This window comes from Hymenobacter glacialis (assembly GCF_001816165.1).
Classification (GTDB): domain Bacteria; phylum Bacteroidota; class Bacteroidia; order Cytophagales; family Hymenobacteraceae; genus Hymenobacter; species Hymenobacter glacialis.
On the sequence record NZ_MDZC01000068.1, the window covers coordinates 50,682 to 67,556 of the forward strand.

The following is a 16,875-nucleotide window of genomic DNA, read 5'->3' on the forward strand; positions in this document are numbered from 1 at the left end:
TCCGGCTCAAACCTGATAGGATACTTCGCTGCGCTCAGCATGACAGGTGCTTATGGCATGATGCAGGGGCACAGCAGCAAGCGCTGCCCCGCCACACCGCACGCTCAACACCGGCCAGCGGCAGCGGCGAGTTCCGACCGATACCAACGCAAAAGCCCCAACGCGGCCTGCCATAAGGAGGCACTGCGGTGGGGCTTTTTACCAGGAAGTTGGGCAACATGGGCTGCTGCCGGCACTCAAGATTTTGGCGCTGGGAAAGGGCGGGCCTACTCCTCGGTTTCCGCCACGGAATCGGCCTGGGTGGTAGCTTCGTAGGTGTCGGCGTACTTGAAATCGTCCAGCCAGTTGGTGGAGCTCATCACGTCGAAGGTGATGGAGGTATTGGTCTTTTCCACCGTTTTCAATTCCCAGATTATCGACTTGGCTTCCTCGAATTCGGTGCCGGCCAGGTGGGTTGAAAACAGCCGGTTAATCAGCGAGCTGTCGGGCAGGCCCTGGGCCAGCAGGCGCAGGAGCGGGGCTTCGGGCGCCTCGTCGAAAAGGACAAGGCCCTCGGCATTTTCCGGGGTGCATTTCACCTGGAACTCCACGGCCTGGGTGCGCGGGAAGGTGCCGTTGTAGGCCGTGTGCAGCAGCTGGGTGGCGTTGTAGAAGCCCTGGTGCAGCGGCAGCTCGGGGTTTTCTTCCCAAAGCTTTTCCGTCAGCATCTGGTGCGACAGGTTCTCGATTTGCCCGTCGTTCAGCTGCTCCGGAAATAGGTAGCCCAGCACAACTTCGGCGGCCTCACGCGGCTCCAAATCGGTGAACGACATCAGGCACATGTCTTTTAGCTCGGCTTCGCTAATGTCGTCCGGGTTTTCGTAGTTCATCTTCTTCAGCAGCTCTTTATAATCCGAGTTCTGCCAGGCACCGGGCAGCTCAGTTAAAGAGGTGAAGGACAAACGCTCAACGGTGAATTTATGCTCGGTGGTCGACATATTGATAAGTATCGGGATGAGGCGAGAGGCGGCGAATGGTGGCAGCCCCTGCAGCCGGGTTTACGGGCCCGGCCCGCAAACAACCGGAAAGCCTACGCAATAGCTGGTTTCTCAGTAGCGCTTGAGTCGCGGTTTTGGGGGGGCGTCGGCGGGGAGCAATACCGGTGGACGGGCCACCACGGTGCCAAAGTCGGGGCCCGCCCGCCAAAGCGGTTGCCTGCATCATCGCAATGCCCCGGAACTTGCCGTTGCCCAATGATTTTTTCAACCTCAGAAAGGATTAAAAAAATGAACACCTGTAGCTGAACACCTGTAGCTGAACAGGGGGCTGTTGTTGAGGGTTGTTTTTTGAAACAAGTTATCTTTGATACCTCTTGGGTTCGTAGTCGAATTTGTTCGTATTGCCCAATCTGGCGGCTGAGGTGCTGGCCAATCCGCTACTCATTATTTTACGGCTATGTCTGCTGTTACTACTAATTCCGCTGCCGAGTGGGCGGTGCAGGTTGCCTCGGAACGGGCCGGACGCGAGCAAGCTGAGGCTGCTCTGGCGGCCGCCCAGGCCGAAATTGCGATGCTTAAGCAGGAAGCGGCCGCCAGTGCCAGCCGCGCCCGGCAGCACCACACCCAGCTCACGGCCCTGGTGCAAAATCTGCGCGTGGGCTTTGTGCTGGTAGACTCCGCTGGCCAGATTCAATACGTCAATGAGCATTTTTGGAGCTTGTTTGGGCTGCCGCCAGTGGCCGGGCCGGCCGAGGGCCACGGCCCCATTCCCCTGGCTGCTGTCCACATCGACGATGCCTTCCGGGACCCGGCCACCTTCCGGGCCCGGGCGCTGGCGCTCCACGCCGCCGGACAAACCGTGCTTCAGGAGGAGTTTGTATTGCGCAGCGGCCGGGTTGTAGAGCTCGATTACCTGGTGCTGGAAACCGAAGGCGCCGGCCGCTTGATATGCTACCGCGACGTGACTGAGCGCCACCAGCGCGACGCCGAGATTCAGACGCTGTCCTCCCTTCCGCAGCACAACCCCAACCCCATTTTGCGTCTCAGCCCGGCCGGCGAAGTGCTGTATGCCAATCTGGCCGCCCAGCCGCTGCTGCCCGCCCTGGCCGCCGATGCTCCCGCTGGCCTTTTGGCGCGGCTGCTGGCCATGGTGAGCGCGGTGCTGCGCACGCCCGAACAGCCGCCACAAGAGGTGGAGATAAATGGCCGGTACTACCTCCTCACCGGGGCGGCCATGCCAGACCAGGCGTTTGTAACGCTGTACTTCACCAACATCACGGCGCGGCAGCAGGCCGAAGGGCTGCTGGCCGAACAGCGCGCTTTCTTTGATAGCCTGCTGGAGCAGGTGCCCACGGCCGTGGCCGTGTTCGACGCCGAGCACCGCTACCTGTTTCTGAACCCCGCGCTGGAGCCCAACGCCACCACCCGGGCCTGGATGGTGGGCAAGACCAGCATCGAGACCTGCGTCTACCGCAAGCGCCCGGAGGCCGTGGCCCAGCGCCGTGCCGCGGCCTTTGCCGAAGCCGTGCGCGAACAGCGGGACGTGTCGTGGGAGGAAACATGGCCAAGCTCTCAGGGCCGGCAGCACTGGTGGCTGCGCTACCGACCCGTGGTGGCGGCCAATGGCGAGCAGCTGGTGCTGTGCTCGGGCGTAGACATCACGGAGCGGAAAATGGCCGAGGAGAAGGTGGCCGAGCAGCAGGAGTTCTACGAGTCCGTGCTGAACCTGCTGCCGGTGGATGTGGCCGTGTTCGACGCCCAGCACCGTTTTCTGTTCGTCAACCCATCGGCGGTGTCGGACGCGGCTTTGCGCCAGCAGATTACCGGCCTCACCAGTGCCGAGTACTTTGCCATTCGCAAAGACAAGCTCCCTGCCAGCCTGGCCAAGGAGCGGGAGCAGTACTTTGAGCTGGCCACCCGCACCCGCACCGACGTGACGTGGGAAGAAATGCGCACCGACCGCAATCAGCAACCCCAGTTGATGCTCCGCTATTTCCGGCCGGTATATGACGCCAGCGGCGCCCTGCGGCTGATGGTGGGCGCCGGCATTGACATCACGGCTCGCTACACGGCCGAAAAGCTGCAGCATCAGGTGCAGGAGATGCTGCAGATGCAGCAAACATTTGTGCGCCACATTATCAACACCCTGCCCAACGCGCTGTACATGGTGGCCCCCGACGACAGCGTCACCTTCTCCAACCACGCCTATGATGTCATCTCGGCCCAGTACCAGCGCCGGCACGTGGCTGAGGTGCCAGTTGCTGTGGCGGAAGAAATGAAGCAGCTCCGGGACATGAACGAGCTGGTGCGCAGCACCCGCCAGGCCCAGACCCGGGAACTGACGTTCACGCATGACGAGGGCGAGGTACTGCATTTCCAGGTGCACAAGCGGCCCATGGAGCGCCCCGATGGCCAGATGGACATTCTTACGGTGAGCACCGACATCAGCGACACCAAGCGCGCGCGGCAGGCACTGGAGCGCCGCGAGAAGCAATACCACGACCTGGTTTATTATTCGCAGGCCCTCATTTGCACCCACGACCTGCAGGGCACGCTGCTGTCGGTGAATCCCGCCATTGAGCGCCTGCTGGGCATTCCGGCCGCCCAGCTGGTGGGCAAGAACCTGAGTGAAGCGCTGCCGCCCAAGCACCGGGCTGCCCTCAAAGCTTATTTTGAAGGCGAAAACCCCTTAAAGACCGAAGACCAAATCATTGAGGTGCAAACCCGGGAGGGCGAGCTGCGCTACCTGCGCTACTACACCTACCAGGTGGCGCAGGAAGGGCACGCGCCCTACGTGCTGGCCTCGGGCTACGACGTGACGCCGGCCATTATGGCCGAGCGGGCCCTGCGGCTAGCCAAACAGGAGGCCGAAGAAAATGCCTTGGCCAAAGAAGCCTTCCTAGCCCGCATGAGCCACGAAATCCGTACGCCGCTGAACGGGGTGCTGGGCATGGCCGGGCTCCTGCAAAAAACCTCGCTCACCGCCCCGCAGCGCGAGTACCTCACCACCATGCAGCACGCGGGCCAGCACTTGCTGGCCTTGCTCAACGACGTGCTGGACATGGCTAAAATCACCACCCACCACCACCACGTGCTCAACCACGCCCCCTTCGACCTGGGGGTGGCCCTGCACGGTGCCGGGCAAACGGTGGCGGCCCTGTTGGCGCAGAAGGGCCTGGCCCTAACGGTTGAGCCGCTGCCCGCGGCCATGCCGCGGGTACTCGGCGATGCCTACCGGCTGCACCAGGTGTTGCTCAACCTGCTCTCAAACGCCATCAAATTCACCGACTACGGCCACGTGCGGCTGGGGGCTGAAGTCCTCGAGGACACCCCGCAGGCCCTAAGACTGCGGTTTTACGTGGAAGATACCGGCATCGGCATCTCACCCGAAGAGCAAGTACACATCTTCGAGGCCTTCGCCCAAGCCAGTGCCGATACCAGCCTGCGGTACGGCGGCACGGGCCTGGGCCTCACCATCAGCCGCCAGCTGGTGGAGCAAATGGGCGGCGCGTTGCAGCTAAGCAGCGTGCCCGGTGAGGGCACTACCTTTTCGTTTCAGCTGGTACTGCCCCGCGCCCCCGATACCGCCGGGGACCACGTCCCCGCGGCGCCCACTGCCGGCTTCGAAGCCCTGCAGGGCCTGCGCGTGCTGCTGGCCGAGGACAACCTGGTGAACCAGCGCATTGCCGTGGCCGTGCTGGAGTACTGGGGCGTGCACGTGCACGCCGTTGACAACGGCTCCGATGCCCTGGCCCAACTCCAGGAACACGTCTACGACGCGGCCATTCTCGATATCCGGATGCCGGGCCTGAGCGGCGTGCAGGTGACCACGGCCATCCGGCTGCACCCCGCCGCCAAGCTGGCCAATATCCCCATTATTGCCCTCACGGCCAATGCTTTTGAAGCCGACCGCGCCGCTTACCTGGCCGCGGGCATGAACGCCTGCCTCACCAAGCCCTACGACGAGGCCGCCCTCTGCCAACTGCTGCTCGACCTCACGGCCGCTAAGTAGTCTTGAAGCAGCAATCGCAACGCATTCAGCCCGACGTTCTAAAATCAGTGTGCCTGCTCCTGCACTGGTCCTTAAGAAACCGGCGCGGGCCGGGGCATGGTGCGCAGCAGCCACTGGAATAGCTTTTCGACATCAGCGGTGTGAAACAGCTCGGTGCCGGAGTTCATGGTAGCAGCCGAGCCGCAGGCCACGCCCAGGCGCACGGCTTCGCGCATGGGCCGGCCTTGGCAGAGCGCGAACACCATGCCGGCCACCATGCTGTCGCCGGCGCCCACGGTGCTGCGCTTGCGCACGGCGGGCGCCGGGATGTACTCTTCCTCGTCGCGCGTGACCAGGCAGGCGCCGTTGGGGCCCAGCGACACCACTACGATTTCGCATTTGCCCTGCGCGATAATGGAGCGGGCGGCATCGGCCGCCGACTCACTGTCCAGGGTTTCTACGCCGGCCAGCTTGCTGAGCTCACCCAGGTTGGGCTTCAGCAGGTACACGCCTTCGTTCACGGCCGCCTGCAGGGCGTCGCCGGAGGTATCCACTATCAGTTTGGCCCCGGCCTGGCGAGCCCAACGGGCAATGTTGCCCATGAACTCGGGTGGCATGCCCTGGGGCAGGCTGCCGCTGGCCACCAGCACATCGGGCCGGGCCGGGAGGGCGTCGAGCGTGGCCAGCACCTGCGCCTGCTCGGTGGCGGTGAGCGTGGTGCCGGGCATACCAAAGCGGAACTGCTGGTTGTTGGAGGCGTCGACTACAATGAAGTTTTCGCGCGTCCAGGCCGCCGTGGGCACGGTCTGGTAGGCAATGCCTTCCTGGCTTATGAGCTGCTGGAGCACCTCGCCGGGCGGGCCGCCGGCCACGAAAATGGCCTGGGCATCGAGGCCCAGCCGTTTGAGGGCACGGGCCACGTTGATGCCGCCGCCGCCGGGCTCAATTTTGGGCGGGTCGCAGCGCAGCTTTTGCTCGGGCACCAGCTTGGGCACGGCCGTGCTTTTGTCGATGGCCGGGTTGAGGGTGAGGGTGACGACGTTATTCATGCGGAGGGGAAAGGGGGTCGATGGTTAAACGCAAAGGCGGGCGGGGTATGCCGGTGGGGCGGCCTATATCTTCACCAGAACAAGGGCCGATGTGCCCGCGACCTGCACGCCGCTGGTTACTTCAAGCACATCAAGGCCCTCTTCGTTTACCTGGTCGCCGCGCAGCACCACCTTGTAGGTGCCCCGCGGCAGGGCCACGCTGTCGGCCGAGGCCTTGCCGTTGAAAATCACCACAATGTTCTGCCAGGCGTCGCCGCCGGCGTGGTCTTTCAGCTGGTAGGCAATGACGCCGGCGTGGGTGTTGGGCAGGAACTCCAGGTGCTGCTGGACCAGTTCGGTGGTGGGCAGGCGGAAAGCGGGGTGGGCGCGCCGCATGGCAATGAGCCGGCGGTAGAAATTATACACCGCCGGGTACTTGGCCTTGCGGCCCCAGTCCAGCTGATTCACGCTGTCGGGCAGGTTGTAGGAGTTGTGCGAGCCGCCCTTGGTGCGCAAAAATTCATCGCCGACGGGCAAAAACGGGATGCCCTGCGACGTGAACACAATGGCGTTGCTGAGCAGGTCCATCTTGGTGCGCTGGGCTTCCGTGGCGCCGGGGTTGGCCACGGCAAGCTTGTCCCAGAGCACGAGGTCGTCGTGGCAGGCCACGTAGTTGATGGCCTGCGCGGGCGACTCTGCCCAGGGCGCCTTCGAGTAGTTCACCAGGCTGTAGTCTACCTGCGGGTGCTGGGTGGCGGCCACAATGCCAAATTTCACGCTCTCCTCCAGGCCGGGCCGCCCGCTGGCAAAGCCGGGCTCGGTCTGGCGGGCGTAGTGGCCCTTCACGCCGTCGCGCAGCTCGTCGCCGAACGCGGCAATGCGCGGGAGCCGGGCCACGTTGGCTTTCACGGCGCGGCGGGCTTCGGGCAGGGGGGAGGGGCCGGCAGTCCAGCCTTCGCCGTACATCAGTATGCTGTGGTCCTGCTGGTCGAGGGCCACGCGCACGGCGCGCATGGTCTCAATGTCCAGTACGCCCATCAGGTCGAAGCGGAAGCCGTCGGCGTGGTATTCGCGGGCCCAGTACGCCACCGATTCCACAATGAGTTTGCGCACCATGGGGCGCTCCGAAGCTATTTCGTTGCCGCAGGCGGTGGCGTTGCTCAGGGTGCCATCGGGGTTGTGGCGGTAGTAGTAGCCGGGCACCAGCTGCTCAAAAGAGCTGCGGGCAGCGTTGGCAGTGTGGTTGTACACCACATCCAGCACCACGCGCAGGCCCTGGCCGTGCAGATTTTCCACCATCTGCTTAAACTCGCTGATGCGAACGCGGGGGTTGGCAGCGTCGGTGGCGTAGGTGCCTTCGGGCACGGAGTAGTGCAGCGGGTCGTAGCCCCAGTTGTAGCGGCTGGCGCGGTCGGGGGCGGCTTCGTCGATGCTCGCGAAGTCGTTGGTGGGCAGCAGGTGCACGTGGGTCAGGCCCAGCTCCACCAGGTGCTCCAGGCCCGTGGTGACGCCCTCCGGGCCCCGGGTGCCCAGCTGGGCCAGGCCCAGGAACTTGCCCTTTTCCCGAATGCCCGACTGCGGGTGCATGCTCAGGTCGCGCAGGTGCACTTCGCCAATCACCACGTCGGTGGCTTGCTTCAGGGCCGGGCGCAGGTCGTCGGCCCAGCCGGGGGGCGCCACCAGGGCGGGGTTGAGTACGGCGCCGCGCTGGCCGTTGCGGCCCACGGCGTGGGCGTAGGGGTCGGCTACTTCGGCCATTTGCTTCCCGGCAATGGTGGCCTGCACGGTGTAGAAGCCGGTGGTGCCGGCGGGCAGGGCGTAGGTCCAGGTGCCCCCTTCGGCTTTGGTCATGGGGTACTCGGCGCGGGCCGGGCCGCCGGTGCCGCCGGCGTAGAGGCGTAGCCGCAGGGCTTCGGCGGTGGGGGCCCACACGCGCAGGGTGGCCTGGGTGCTGCGCCACGTCAGGCCCAGGTCGGGGCCCAGGTAGGTGGGGTACTTGCTGAAGTCGGGGAGGGGCGGAAGGGCTGAAACGGCGGTAGTGGCAGACAGAAGCACGAGCAGCAGCAGGAAGGAGCGAATCATGCCGCAAGTTCGGCAGGCCGGGCGCAAAGTCGGCTTGGGTAGGGGACGGCTCTGCACAGCAACCCAACAAATAGGGCTTCCAGCGGGCAGGTATCGTACAAGGGCTCAGCCACCCCAGCGGCCGCGTTGATTCCTCAGCAGAGAAGGGGAGTGAACAGCGCTGGCCCAACCGATGAAACCTTCCCCGCCGTCGATACAATCCCCCCTGCAGTCGGTTTGGGCCCTTGCCGGGGTCGGGCGCTAAGTAAATTTGTTGCGTATCCTTTCTTCCATGCCCTTGCCAACTCCCCGAAACTACCTCACGCTAGTCCTTCACGTCCTGGTGTGGGGATTATTCGGCCTCATCTTTTTGCTGTTTCAGCCGCTCACAGGCCGCCTCACGCTGCCCCCGGAATTCTGGGTGAAGCAGGGGCTCATGTTTGCCGTGTGGGTGGGCACGTTCTACCTCACGGCAAAAGTCACGGTGCCGCGCCTGCTGTTTAAAGGGCGAACGGGCTGGTTCATTCTGGCCCTGTGCGGCACCACGGTGGGCGTACTGCTGTTCAGCCGCGCGCTGGAGCAGGTTCTCGACCTGCCCGTACTTATCAACAAGGCTTTTGAGGCAGCGGCGGGCCGGCCCCGGCTGTTGCAGCAGCGCGGCCCGCGCTTCGATTCCATGGGCCTGCTCACCACCATGCTGGTGCTGGGCATCAGCACCTGCATCACGGTGGTGCAGAAGCTGCAGCGCGACGCCCAGCTTCGGCAGACGCTGGAACAGCAGCGCGTGACCTCCGAGCTGTCCATGCTCAAGGCCCAGATTAACCCGCACTTTTTCTTCAATACCCTCAACAACATCTACGCCCTCACGCTGCTCGACGGCGAGGAGGCGCGCTCGGCCATTCACCGGCTCTCGCGCATGATGCGCTACGTGCTCTACGACACCGCCCACGGCAGCACCCTGCTCAGCCAGGAAGTGGCCTTTGTACAGGACTACATCACCCTGATGCAGCTGCGGCTCAGCGACCGGGTGACCGTCACCTTCGAACGGCCCGAGCCCGTGCACGACGTGCCCGTGGCGCCCATGCTGCTGCTGCCCTTTCTGGAAAATGCGTTTAAGCACGGGGTGGCCGCCACCCAGGCCAGCACCATTTACGTGGCCCTGCGCCAGCCCCAGTCCGATGTGCTGGAGCTGGAAGTGCGCAACACCCGCCTCTCGCTGCCCTCCACCGACTTGGCCGGCAGCAACGGCATCGGCCTGGCCAACACCCGCCGCCGCCTGGATTTGCTCTACCCCGGCAAGTTCCGGCTCGACGTTAACGACCACACGCCCGCCAATGAGTTTCAGGTGCACTTGACGTTGAACGTGGGCGAGAGCAGCTTGGTGTTTACCCCACGGGACCCCGTTGGGGCATGACCCCCTCTCCAAAAAACAGGGGGCATCGGAGATGCTTTTGTGAGTTGATGAGTGATATAAAAATAGGTAATACAGGTATTTATGCCTTGTGCTAAGATTGTCGTTTTCCCCAAGCCTATGCTTCCTTTTTTTGGGAGAGGGGGTCATGCCCCAACGGGGTCCCGTGGGGTTGACGCCAGAATAATTTACTACATATACCGAGCATGTCGCCCTTAAAATGCATTGCCGTTGATGACGAGCCGCTGGCCCTTGGGCTGGTGGTCAATTTTGTGCAGAAAACGCCGTTTCTGGAACTAGTGGGCAAGTTTGGCAGCGCCGTGGAAGCCCTCAAGTACCTGCACGAACACCCCGGCTCCGTCGATTTGGCGTTTCTCGACATTCAGATGCAGGAGCTCAACGGCCTGGAACTGGCCCGCGTGCTGGGACCCACCGGCCCGCGCGTCATATTCACCACCGCCTTCAGCCAGTACGCCCTCGAGGGCTACCGCGTCGACGCACTCGACTACCTGATAAAGCCGTTCAACTACGAGGAGTTTCTGCGCGCTGCCGGCAAGGCCCGCGCCTACGCCGAACTCGTTGCGCAGCACGTGAGCAACCCGGCCGCCGCCAGCCCGGAAGAAGAGGAGTACCTCTTTCTCAAAGCCGAATACCAGCTGGTGCGCGTAGCCCTGAGCGACGTGCTCTACGTGGAAGGCCTGAAGGACTACGTGAAAGTGCACCTCAAAAGCACCCCGCGCGCCCTGCTTTCCCTCATGAGCCTCAAGGCCATGGAAGAGAAGCTGCCCGCCCGGCGGTTCATGCGCATTCACCGCTCCTTCATCGTGGCCCTCGACAAGATTGAGGCCGTGCGCCGCCTCACCGTGCAGATTGGCGCCGTCACAATTCCGGTGGGCGACCAGTACAAAGAAGCCTTCCTGCAGTTCCTGAGCCGCTGGAGCTGATAAATTTGCGGCCAGCCCGCCGATGGGCGGGGCATTGCTGGCTGCCACGGTCCTAGATTGCGGCGTTTGCCTGCCATCCGATGACTCCAACCGCTCCTTCTCTGCCCATTCATTGCCCCCGGCCAGCCCGCCAAGCCTGCCCTGGCGGTCCTGTGCTTGTCTGGCAGCCCGGGCGGGCTGGAACTGAACAGCCTCAAATTTGCCCGCTGGGGGCAGGAACAGGGGGGCGTCCCCGTTATTGGGTTGCCTGATACGCCCCTGGCCCGGCTCGCGGCCAAATGGGCGGTTCCGTACCAGCTATTGGCGGTGCGTCGGGGCCTCTTTCTGCCCCTCGCAGCCTGGGGGCTCAGGCAGCTAGCTGTTGCGGCAGCTGGGTAGCCAGGTGCTGGTAGTCACGCAAAACAAAGACCTGGCGTTGGCTATGCTCAGCAAGCAGCTCATGGGCGGGGCGGGGCGCGTTATTTACCAGCAGCACATGCAGCTGGGGTGCCCCAAGCGCAGCCTGGTGCACCGCCCGCGGTTCCAGCAGCTCAATGCCTGGCTAACGCCCCTGCCCGGCCTGGGCCAGGAAGTGCTCCGCTGGACGCACCTGGACCCGCGCCGCCTGCACGTGGTGCCCCTGGGCCTGCCCGTGGAACAATATGCCCCGCCGACCCGCACCAGCAGCCAGGCGCGCCAGGAGCTGGCGCTGCCTGAACAGGGCCTGCTCCTGGGCATTCTGGGCCGCTTGGACAGAGGCAAAGGCCAGGATTTCGTGCTAGAGGCGCTGTGCCTTTTGCGGAGCGAATACGGGCACGACGTGGGCTTGCTCGTGATGGGGAACCCACCCGCACATAAGACGATACCTATTACCAGCAGTTGCGCCAGGAGGTAGCCCGGCTGGGCTTGGCAGAGCAGGTGCATTTCCGCGGCATTCGACCCAATCCGGACGTTTTTCACCAGGCCATCGACGTTTTTGTGATGGCTTCCGAAAAAGAAACCTACAGCATGGTGACCCTGGAGGCCATGGCGGTGGGTGTGCCGGTGTAGGCGCTGCCGCCGCCGGCACAGCCGAGCTGGTGCAGGACGGCCACAACGACCTATTATTGCCGCTGCGCAACGTGGCGGCCTGCGCCCGCGCCCTGCACCGCTGCCTGGCCGACCTGCCTGCCACACGCCAGCGCGTAGAAAATGCCCGTCAGGAAGGCTGGCGCTACTCGCACCACCACCAGTGTGCCCTTACCGCGGAAGTGATTTGGGGCCTGTTCCCGATGCAACCATAGCCCGTCGTCGGTGCTCTACAGTTGCAAGGCAGCCGTGGCGGCCTGCACTGCACGCCAGGGTAGCGCACTTCACCTGAGGAGCAGTGTGTAATATTACTGAATATTAATATGTTATGATTTTATAATATGCGCTTGTGAAGCAATTCAGGCCAGTGCAGCGCACTCATTGGTGGCGCTAATAGAACACCAAACGAGCAGTGCCACCCATTGCCGGGGAGCCTTAATTGTCGGTTTTCAATTGCAACTGGCTCACGGGAGGCCAACTTATTGATGGGCAATAACCAACAGGAGCCCATCAGCCTTTTTGCCCGTGGCGTATGGCTTATAAATTTAATTTGATTAACTGAAGCTTATTTCAGATATTTGCACGCATTTGACATATTACAATTTCTGAGTTGAGATACAGAGACCATTTCGTGAATCAATAGCTTATAAAAATCGTATAGCATATCTTATTTAAATGCGGCTGCGAACCAACGCAATGAGGGGTTTCCTTATTTGCTAGCAATCAATCGGTCACAATAAATACCAGCTGCCGCAACGAATGGCATTGTATTTATATGCAATATGAGTTGCCCGTTAGTTGAACTGATAGGGCTTAGCTACTAGTGTGTTAAACATCAATAATAGAACGATTTTAACTTTTGTGGTAGCCTATTAAGATGTATATTAGCACTTTGAAAGCAAGCGCCGAAAACAGGTGGTTGTTTTAGTAGCAATAACAAAACGATATTTAGGTCAATTAAATAAAAGCACATTCGTCTTAGAATAATTAAATAACAGGTTGCTATAGCAGGAGCGGCACTGTTTATCATTTTTCAAATAAAATTCCCTTTTCTGCCATCCGTACATATTTGCAACCAACTCTTCTACATACCAATTATGAAAACAACCATTACCAGACCCAGCAGCCTGAGACGAGTTATTGGGAGTACCGCGGTACTTCTTTTAGCCCTGCTGAAACCCGCATTCTCCCAGGCCCAGGCGGGCTCGGTTGTAATCAGCGAAGTGTATGTGAGCGGAGCCGCGGGGGCTTTCAAAAACGACTTTGTTGAGTTATACAACAAGAGCAACACGTCGTTTTTGTTGACAGGGTACTCTGTGCAGTATCAGGGCCCTACCTCCTCTGCTAGCTACAGCCCTGTGCCACTCACAGGTACTACTATTCCTGCCAACGGCTACCTGCTGGTGCAGTTTGGGCAGGGTGTTTCCTCTGGTAACTCTTTGCCTGCTCCCGATGCAAGTGGCACCACCAACCTGGCACAGGGAGGGGGCAAAATTGCCTTGGTCAATACCATTGCAGCACTACCCGGAACTGCTACTGCCACCGATGCTGGGATTATCGACTTTGTTGGCTACGGTTCAGCCAACAAGTTCGAAGGCACCTCCGCCGCCCCAGACTTAACCACCACTACCAGCATTGAGCGCAAGGCAGTTGCCTCGTCTACCAGTGCGTCCATGGCCATTGGCGGAGCCGATGCGCAGCGGGGCAACGGGTTCGACAGCCAGGAAAACGGCCAGGATTTTGTGGTGCGCAGCTTGCCTGAGCCACAGAACAGCGCCTCGGCGCTCGAGACAGCGGCCACAGTGTTCTACAGTACCAAAAAGCCTAATGGCCCGCTCAACGAGCTGGGTACCTACAGCAGCACACTGGATGGCACGGGTCCGTCGCCGACTAACTTCAACGCCAACTCTCAGCAATTCATTGTAATTGGTACCAATCGCACGCTCACCGGTAACCTGACCATAATGGGTGGTGGCTCGCGGCTCGTACTTGATACGAATGCTTCGTTCACGGTGCCCGTATTATTTAACTACACCGGAACGCTGGACCTGAACAACAACGCCACGCTGACTGTGCTAAACGCCGCCCCTGGCGTGGTTTTCAACAACATCGCTGCTAGCAGCACCGTGGAATACGCACAGGCCACGCCCTACACCGTGCCTGCCACGCCCTCCTACGGCAACCTCACCCTTCGCAATTCCACCAAGCGGTTGAGCACCGGCACCACCGTGGTGCGCGGCAACTTCCTGGCCAACAATGTGGGCGCCACCAGCCCCAACGTATTGGGCGGCGCAGCCGGTTCGGCTTCTACCCTCAGCCTTGGGGGCAATTTTGCCCTCACCGGTACGGTCAATTTCAGCACCACTGCCGATGACCGCATTACGCTGGCCCTTACCAACACCACTACCCCGCAGGTATTGAACGGCGACGACAACACCATCAAGCTACTCAGCCTGACTACGAGCACCAACCAGGCAGGTGCTACCCTCGCCGATGGCGCCAGCAGCCTGGAGTTGGGCAATAGCACGGGCGGCGGCTACAACTTGGGCGCTGGTTCCGTGCTGACAGTGGGTGCCAATACCTTGAGCTTTGTGCCGGGTGGCGGCGCTACCATTGGCGCCGGTACCGGCCAACTGGCCGTAAATGCCGCGTCGAGCCTCGTATTCAGCAAAAACAGCCCTGCTGAGTTAGGCACCCTGCGCCTTACTCCAACCAGCACCCAGCTTGCCAACCTGAAGTTGGACGCCGCCGGTGGGGGCGGGCCAACGGCAAGCGCTAATACCCTGACCCTGCCTCGTAGCCTCGCCGTAAACGGTACCCTTACCCTCACCACGGGCACGCTGGCCATTGGCGCCAACAATGTACTGACGCTGAATGGGCCGGTAGTGACGACTGCCACGGGTTTCCTGCGTGGCACGGCCACAGCAGGCCTGGTAATAGGTGGTGCTGGTTCGCTGGCCGACATTCGTTTTGACAACGGCACCAGTGCCAGTACCACGCTAGGCAGCTTCACGCTGAATCGTCCGGGGGCCACTTTCCCGCTGGCCTCTTCGCTGATTGTTGAGAATGCGTTTGCACTCATCAATGGCAATTTTGCCATCGGCTCAAACACCCTGACTTTGAATGGAACGGTTGCTTCCTCTTCAACAGGCCTGCTAGAAGGTGGTCTGGCACCTGCAACTTTTATGCCTACATCAAACGTGTTCATCGGGGGAACCGGCCCACTCGGCACGCTGACCTTTGAGCGCTCGGCAGCAGTGCTCAACGTATTGGTGCTGAACCGCCCCGGAGGAACCCTGACACTGGAGGGCAGCGCCGTGCAGATAACCACCCTCACCCTGACCAGCGGTATCTTCAAGCTTAGCGAGGGGGTTGGCCTGAACGTGACGGGGGTATTTGACGCCGACCCCGCAGTGGGCCGCTTTGCGGTCGCCCGGACCTCGGTACTGAGCTTCACCGGTTCTGGAGATATTGGTCCGTTGGCTTTTGTTGCGGGCCAGGATGTGCTCCAACGTTTCACGCTGGACCGCGCGACAGGTGCCATACCTACGATTCAACTCACCACTACACTCACGGTAAATGATTTGTCCCTGACCCGGGGCCGCGTGTTTGTGCAAGGCAACAACAAGCTCATCGTATTGCCCGAAGGAAGCGTGACGGGTGGAGGCAACGATTCTTATACCAACACCCTGACCCGGGCTTCGGTAACCAACCAGACCACCAAAAATGCTACCATAAGCTTTCCGCTTGGGGTTGACGGGCAGTACCGTCCGGTTTTCTTCTTAGTAGAAGACTCGGAGGGTGGTACCAGCAGCTACACGGCGCACCAGTACGAAGCCCCTTCGCCGCCCCGGACCCTGCCGCCCACCTTGTCGCGGGTGTCGCAAATCCGGTACTACAACGTAGTGCGCGAGCCCGGTGGCACGAGTGTCTTGAACCGTGCCCGGATTACCTTGAACTATGACTTTGCCTCCGACGGCGTGACCCCGGCCACCGTTGCCTTTCTGCGCGTGGCCATGGCCGACCCCAACGACGACACCAAGTGGAAGAACATCGGCGGCGCGGGCCTGGGCTCAAGCATTCAGTCTGATTTCTTCCCTGCTGGACCCCTCGGTGACTTCACCCTAGCAACCGACAAGAATACACCCCCCAACGCCAACCCACTACCGGTGGAGCTGGTGCGCTTCACGGCCGAGCGCCAAGCCAGTGGCGTGCGCCTGCAATGGGCCACGGCGAGCGAGAAAAACAGCGCCCGCTTCGAGGTGCAGCGCAGCCTCGACGGCCGCACGTTTGCGTCCATCCTTTCAGTAGCGGCCCAGGGCAGCAGTACCCAGCTGCAGGCTTACATCGCCCTGGACGCGCAGGCCCCCGCCAGTCGCCTTTACTACCGCCTGCGCCAAGTGGACGTGGACGGCACAACTGCCTTCTCTGAAGTGGTGACGGTGAACGGCACCAACGGCCCTGCCGGTGAGTTGACCGTGTACCCCAATCCGGCCAGTGACCGCATCACGGCTGTGGTGCCCGCCGCTGAAGGGCGCACCTACCGCGTGCTCAACAGCCTGGGCCAGGTGCTCGACCGGGGCCGCGCTGCCGAGGCCAACCCGAGCGTGGACGTGCGCCGCCTGCCGGCCGGCACCTACTTCCTCGAGTTGAACTCGGCTACCGGCCGCATGGTGCGTCGCTTTGTGAAAAGCAATTAGCCTCAGCAACTCGTTCTGAGTGGTTTAGAAAAAATCCCCTGCTTCGGCAGGGGATTTTTTTATGTTTATGACCCAGCAAATGGATTTTTTGGGAGCCGGCTTGCGTTTGCGGCCAGCCAGGGGAGAATAAGCTTGGGCTCAACTGTAATATAACCGTTTGATGGTTTGTGTATTAGGTGGGTTATATAGAGTCGCAGTAACTTTACACCTAGTGTGTCTACCCCATGCATAATGGTAAAACCCTTTAAACTCATTGTTAATGAATACACCCTTTACTACTTTTTTCGCCTCGCTTGGTCGTCGCGTTGGGCTGCTGGTGTTGCTGCTGTTGCCGCTTTTGGGGTGGGGGCAAACGGACCCTACACCATTTGATTTGAGTGCTGGTAATTATAGTTTCACCGGATTCGGTAGTGGAACCACTATTATATATCCGGAAAGTATGCAGGGACATAAATTCGCTGCTGAACCAAATTTAGGGACTGCCTCATCCCTTATAAGCGCCCCAAATGCCAATTTTGACCTGCAGCCAAGCACGACAGCGAACACTACAGGAGGCATTCGTAATGAAGGCGCCAATGGTATTGGAATACTAAACAGTGGCTCCAATAATCTTGGTGCCATAACTATTGGTATTAATACAACTGGTCGCGAAGGGATTACTATTGGGTGGTTAGCAGAAAGGATTCTCGACCAAGCTAGTAAGGATAATGCGCTTA

At 61.1% G+C, this 16,875-nt stretch carries 10 protein-coding genes; 7 read left to right on the top strand and 3 right to left on the bottom strand.

What is annotated here, in order from left to right; translation table 11 throughout:
* Nucleotides 1–266: 266 nt before the first annotated feature.
* Entirely contained in the window at nt 267–977 is a 711-nt protein-coding gene (locus tag BEN48_RS10570; protein ID WP_070734667.1) for a hypothetical protein, read from the bottom strand.
* 457 nt (nt 978–1,434) lie between these two features.
* On the opposite strand from BEN48_RS10570, the gene BEN48_RS10575 reads away from it, so the two are divergent.
* A complete protein-coding gene (locus BEN48_RS10575; RefSeq protein WP_070734669.1) occupies nt 1,435–4,989 on the top strand; it encodes a PAS domain S-box protein in 3,555 nt (1,184 codons plus the stop codon).
* A 71-nt stretch (nt 4,990–5,060) separates the two neighbouring features.
* On the opposite strand, the gene BEN48_RS10580 is transcribed toward BEN48_RS10575, so the two are convergent.
* Entirely contained in the window at nt 5,061–6,017 is a 957-nt protein-coding gene (locus BEN48_RS10580) for a 1-phosphofructokinase family hexose kinase (protein ID WP_070734671.1), read from the bottom strand.
* A gap of 63 nt (nt 6,018–6,080) precedes the next feature.
* A complete protein-coding gene (pulA, locus tag BEN48_RS10585) occupies nt 6,081–8,078 on the bottom strand; it encodes a type I pullulanase (RefSeq protein WP_070734673.1) in 1,998 nt (665 codons plus the stop codon).
* 271 nt (nt 8,079–8,349) lie between these two features.
* Here pulA and BEN48_RS10590 point away from each other — a divergent pair, with 271 nt between their 5' ends.
* The 6 genes from BEN48_RS10590 (at nt 8,350) to BEN48_RS10615 (ending at nt 16,159) form a co-directional block, all read left to right on the top strand.
* Complete coding sequence (locus tag BEN48_RS10590; protein WP_070734675.1) at nt 8,350–9,471, top strand: sensor histidine kinase; 1,122 nt, start codon at nt 8,350–8,352, stop codon at nt 9,469–9,471.
* A 203-nt stretch (nt 9,472–9,674) separates the two neighbouring features.
* Nucleotides 9,675–10,412 (top strand): LytR/AlgR family response regulator transcription factor, encoded by a 738-nt coding sequence (locus BEN48_RS10595; protein ID WP_070734677.1) that lies wholly within the window; start codon nt 9,675–9,677, stop codon nt 10,410–10,412.
* 361 nt (nt 10,413–10,773) lie between these two features.
* The gene (locus BEN48_RS10605) at nt 10,774–11,286 is read left to right on the top strand and encodes a hypothetical protein (protein WP_070734682.1); all 513 of its coding nucleotides are present in this window, start codon (nt 10,774–10,776) and stop codon (nt 11,284–11,286) included.
* Complete coding sequence (locus tag BEN48_RS18165) at nt 11,271–11,441, top strand: glycosyltransferase (RefSeq protein ID WP_083320970.1); 171 nt, start codon at nt 11,271–11,273, stop codon at nt 11,439–11,441. The genes BEN48_RS10605 and BEN48_RS18165 overlap by 16 nt, the downstream gene beginning before the upstream one ends.
* Before the next feature lie 29 nt (nt 11,442–11,470).
* Nucleotides 11,471–11,674 (top strand): hypothetical protein, encoded by a 204-nt coding sequence (locus tag BEN48_RS10610; RefSeq protein WP_070734684.1) that lies wholly within the window; start codon nt 11,471–11,473, stop codon nt 11,672–11,674.
* An 882-nt stretch (nt 11,675–12,556) separates the two neighbouring features.
* Nucleotides 12,557–16,159, top strand: coding sequence for a lamin tail domain-containing protein (locus BEN48_RS10615; RefSeq protein WP_070734685.1), 3,603 nt, complete (start codon nt 12,557–12,559; stop codon nt 16,157–16,159).
* The last annotated feature ends 716 nt before the right edge of the window (nt 16,160–16,875 follow it).

Coding starts and splice junctions, on each gene's coding strand:
- BEN48_RS10615 (WP_070734685.1), top strand. CDS start 12,557: ATGAAAACAACCATTACCAGACCCAGCAGCCTGAGACGAGTTATTGGG.
- pulA (WP_070734673.1), bottom strand. CDS start 8,078: ATGATTCGCTCCTTCCTGCTGCTGCTCGTGCTTCTGTCTGCCACTACC.
- BEN48_RS10595 (WP_070734677.1), top strand. CDS start 9,675: ATGTCGCCCTTAAAATGCATTGCCGTTGATGACGAGCCGCTGGCCCTT.
- BEN48_RS10575 (WP_070734669.1), top strand. CDS start 1,435: ATGTCTGCTGTTACTACTAATTCCGCTGCCGAGTGGGCGGTGCAGGTT.
- BEN48_RS10570 (WP_070734667.1), bottom strand. CDS start 977: ATGTCGACCACCGAGCATAAATTCACCGTTGAGCGTTTGTCCTTCACC.
- BEN48_RS10580 (WP_070734671.1), bottom strand. CDS start 6,017: ATGAATAACGTCGTCACCCTCACCCTCAACCCGGCCATCGACAAAAGC.
- BEN48_RS10590 (WP_070734675.1), top strand. CDS start 8,350: ATGCCCTTGCCAACTCCCCGAAACTACCTCACGCTAGTCCTTCACGTC.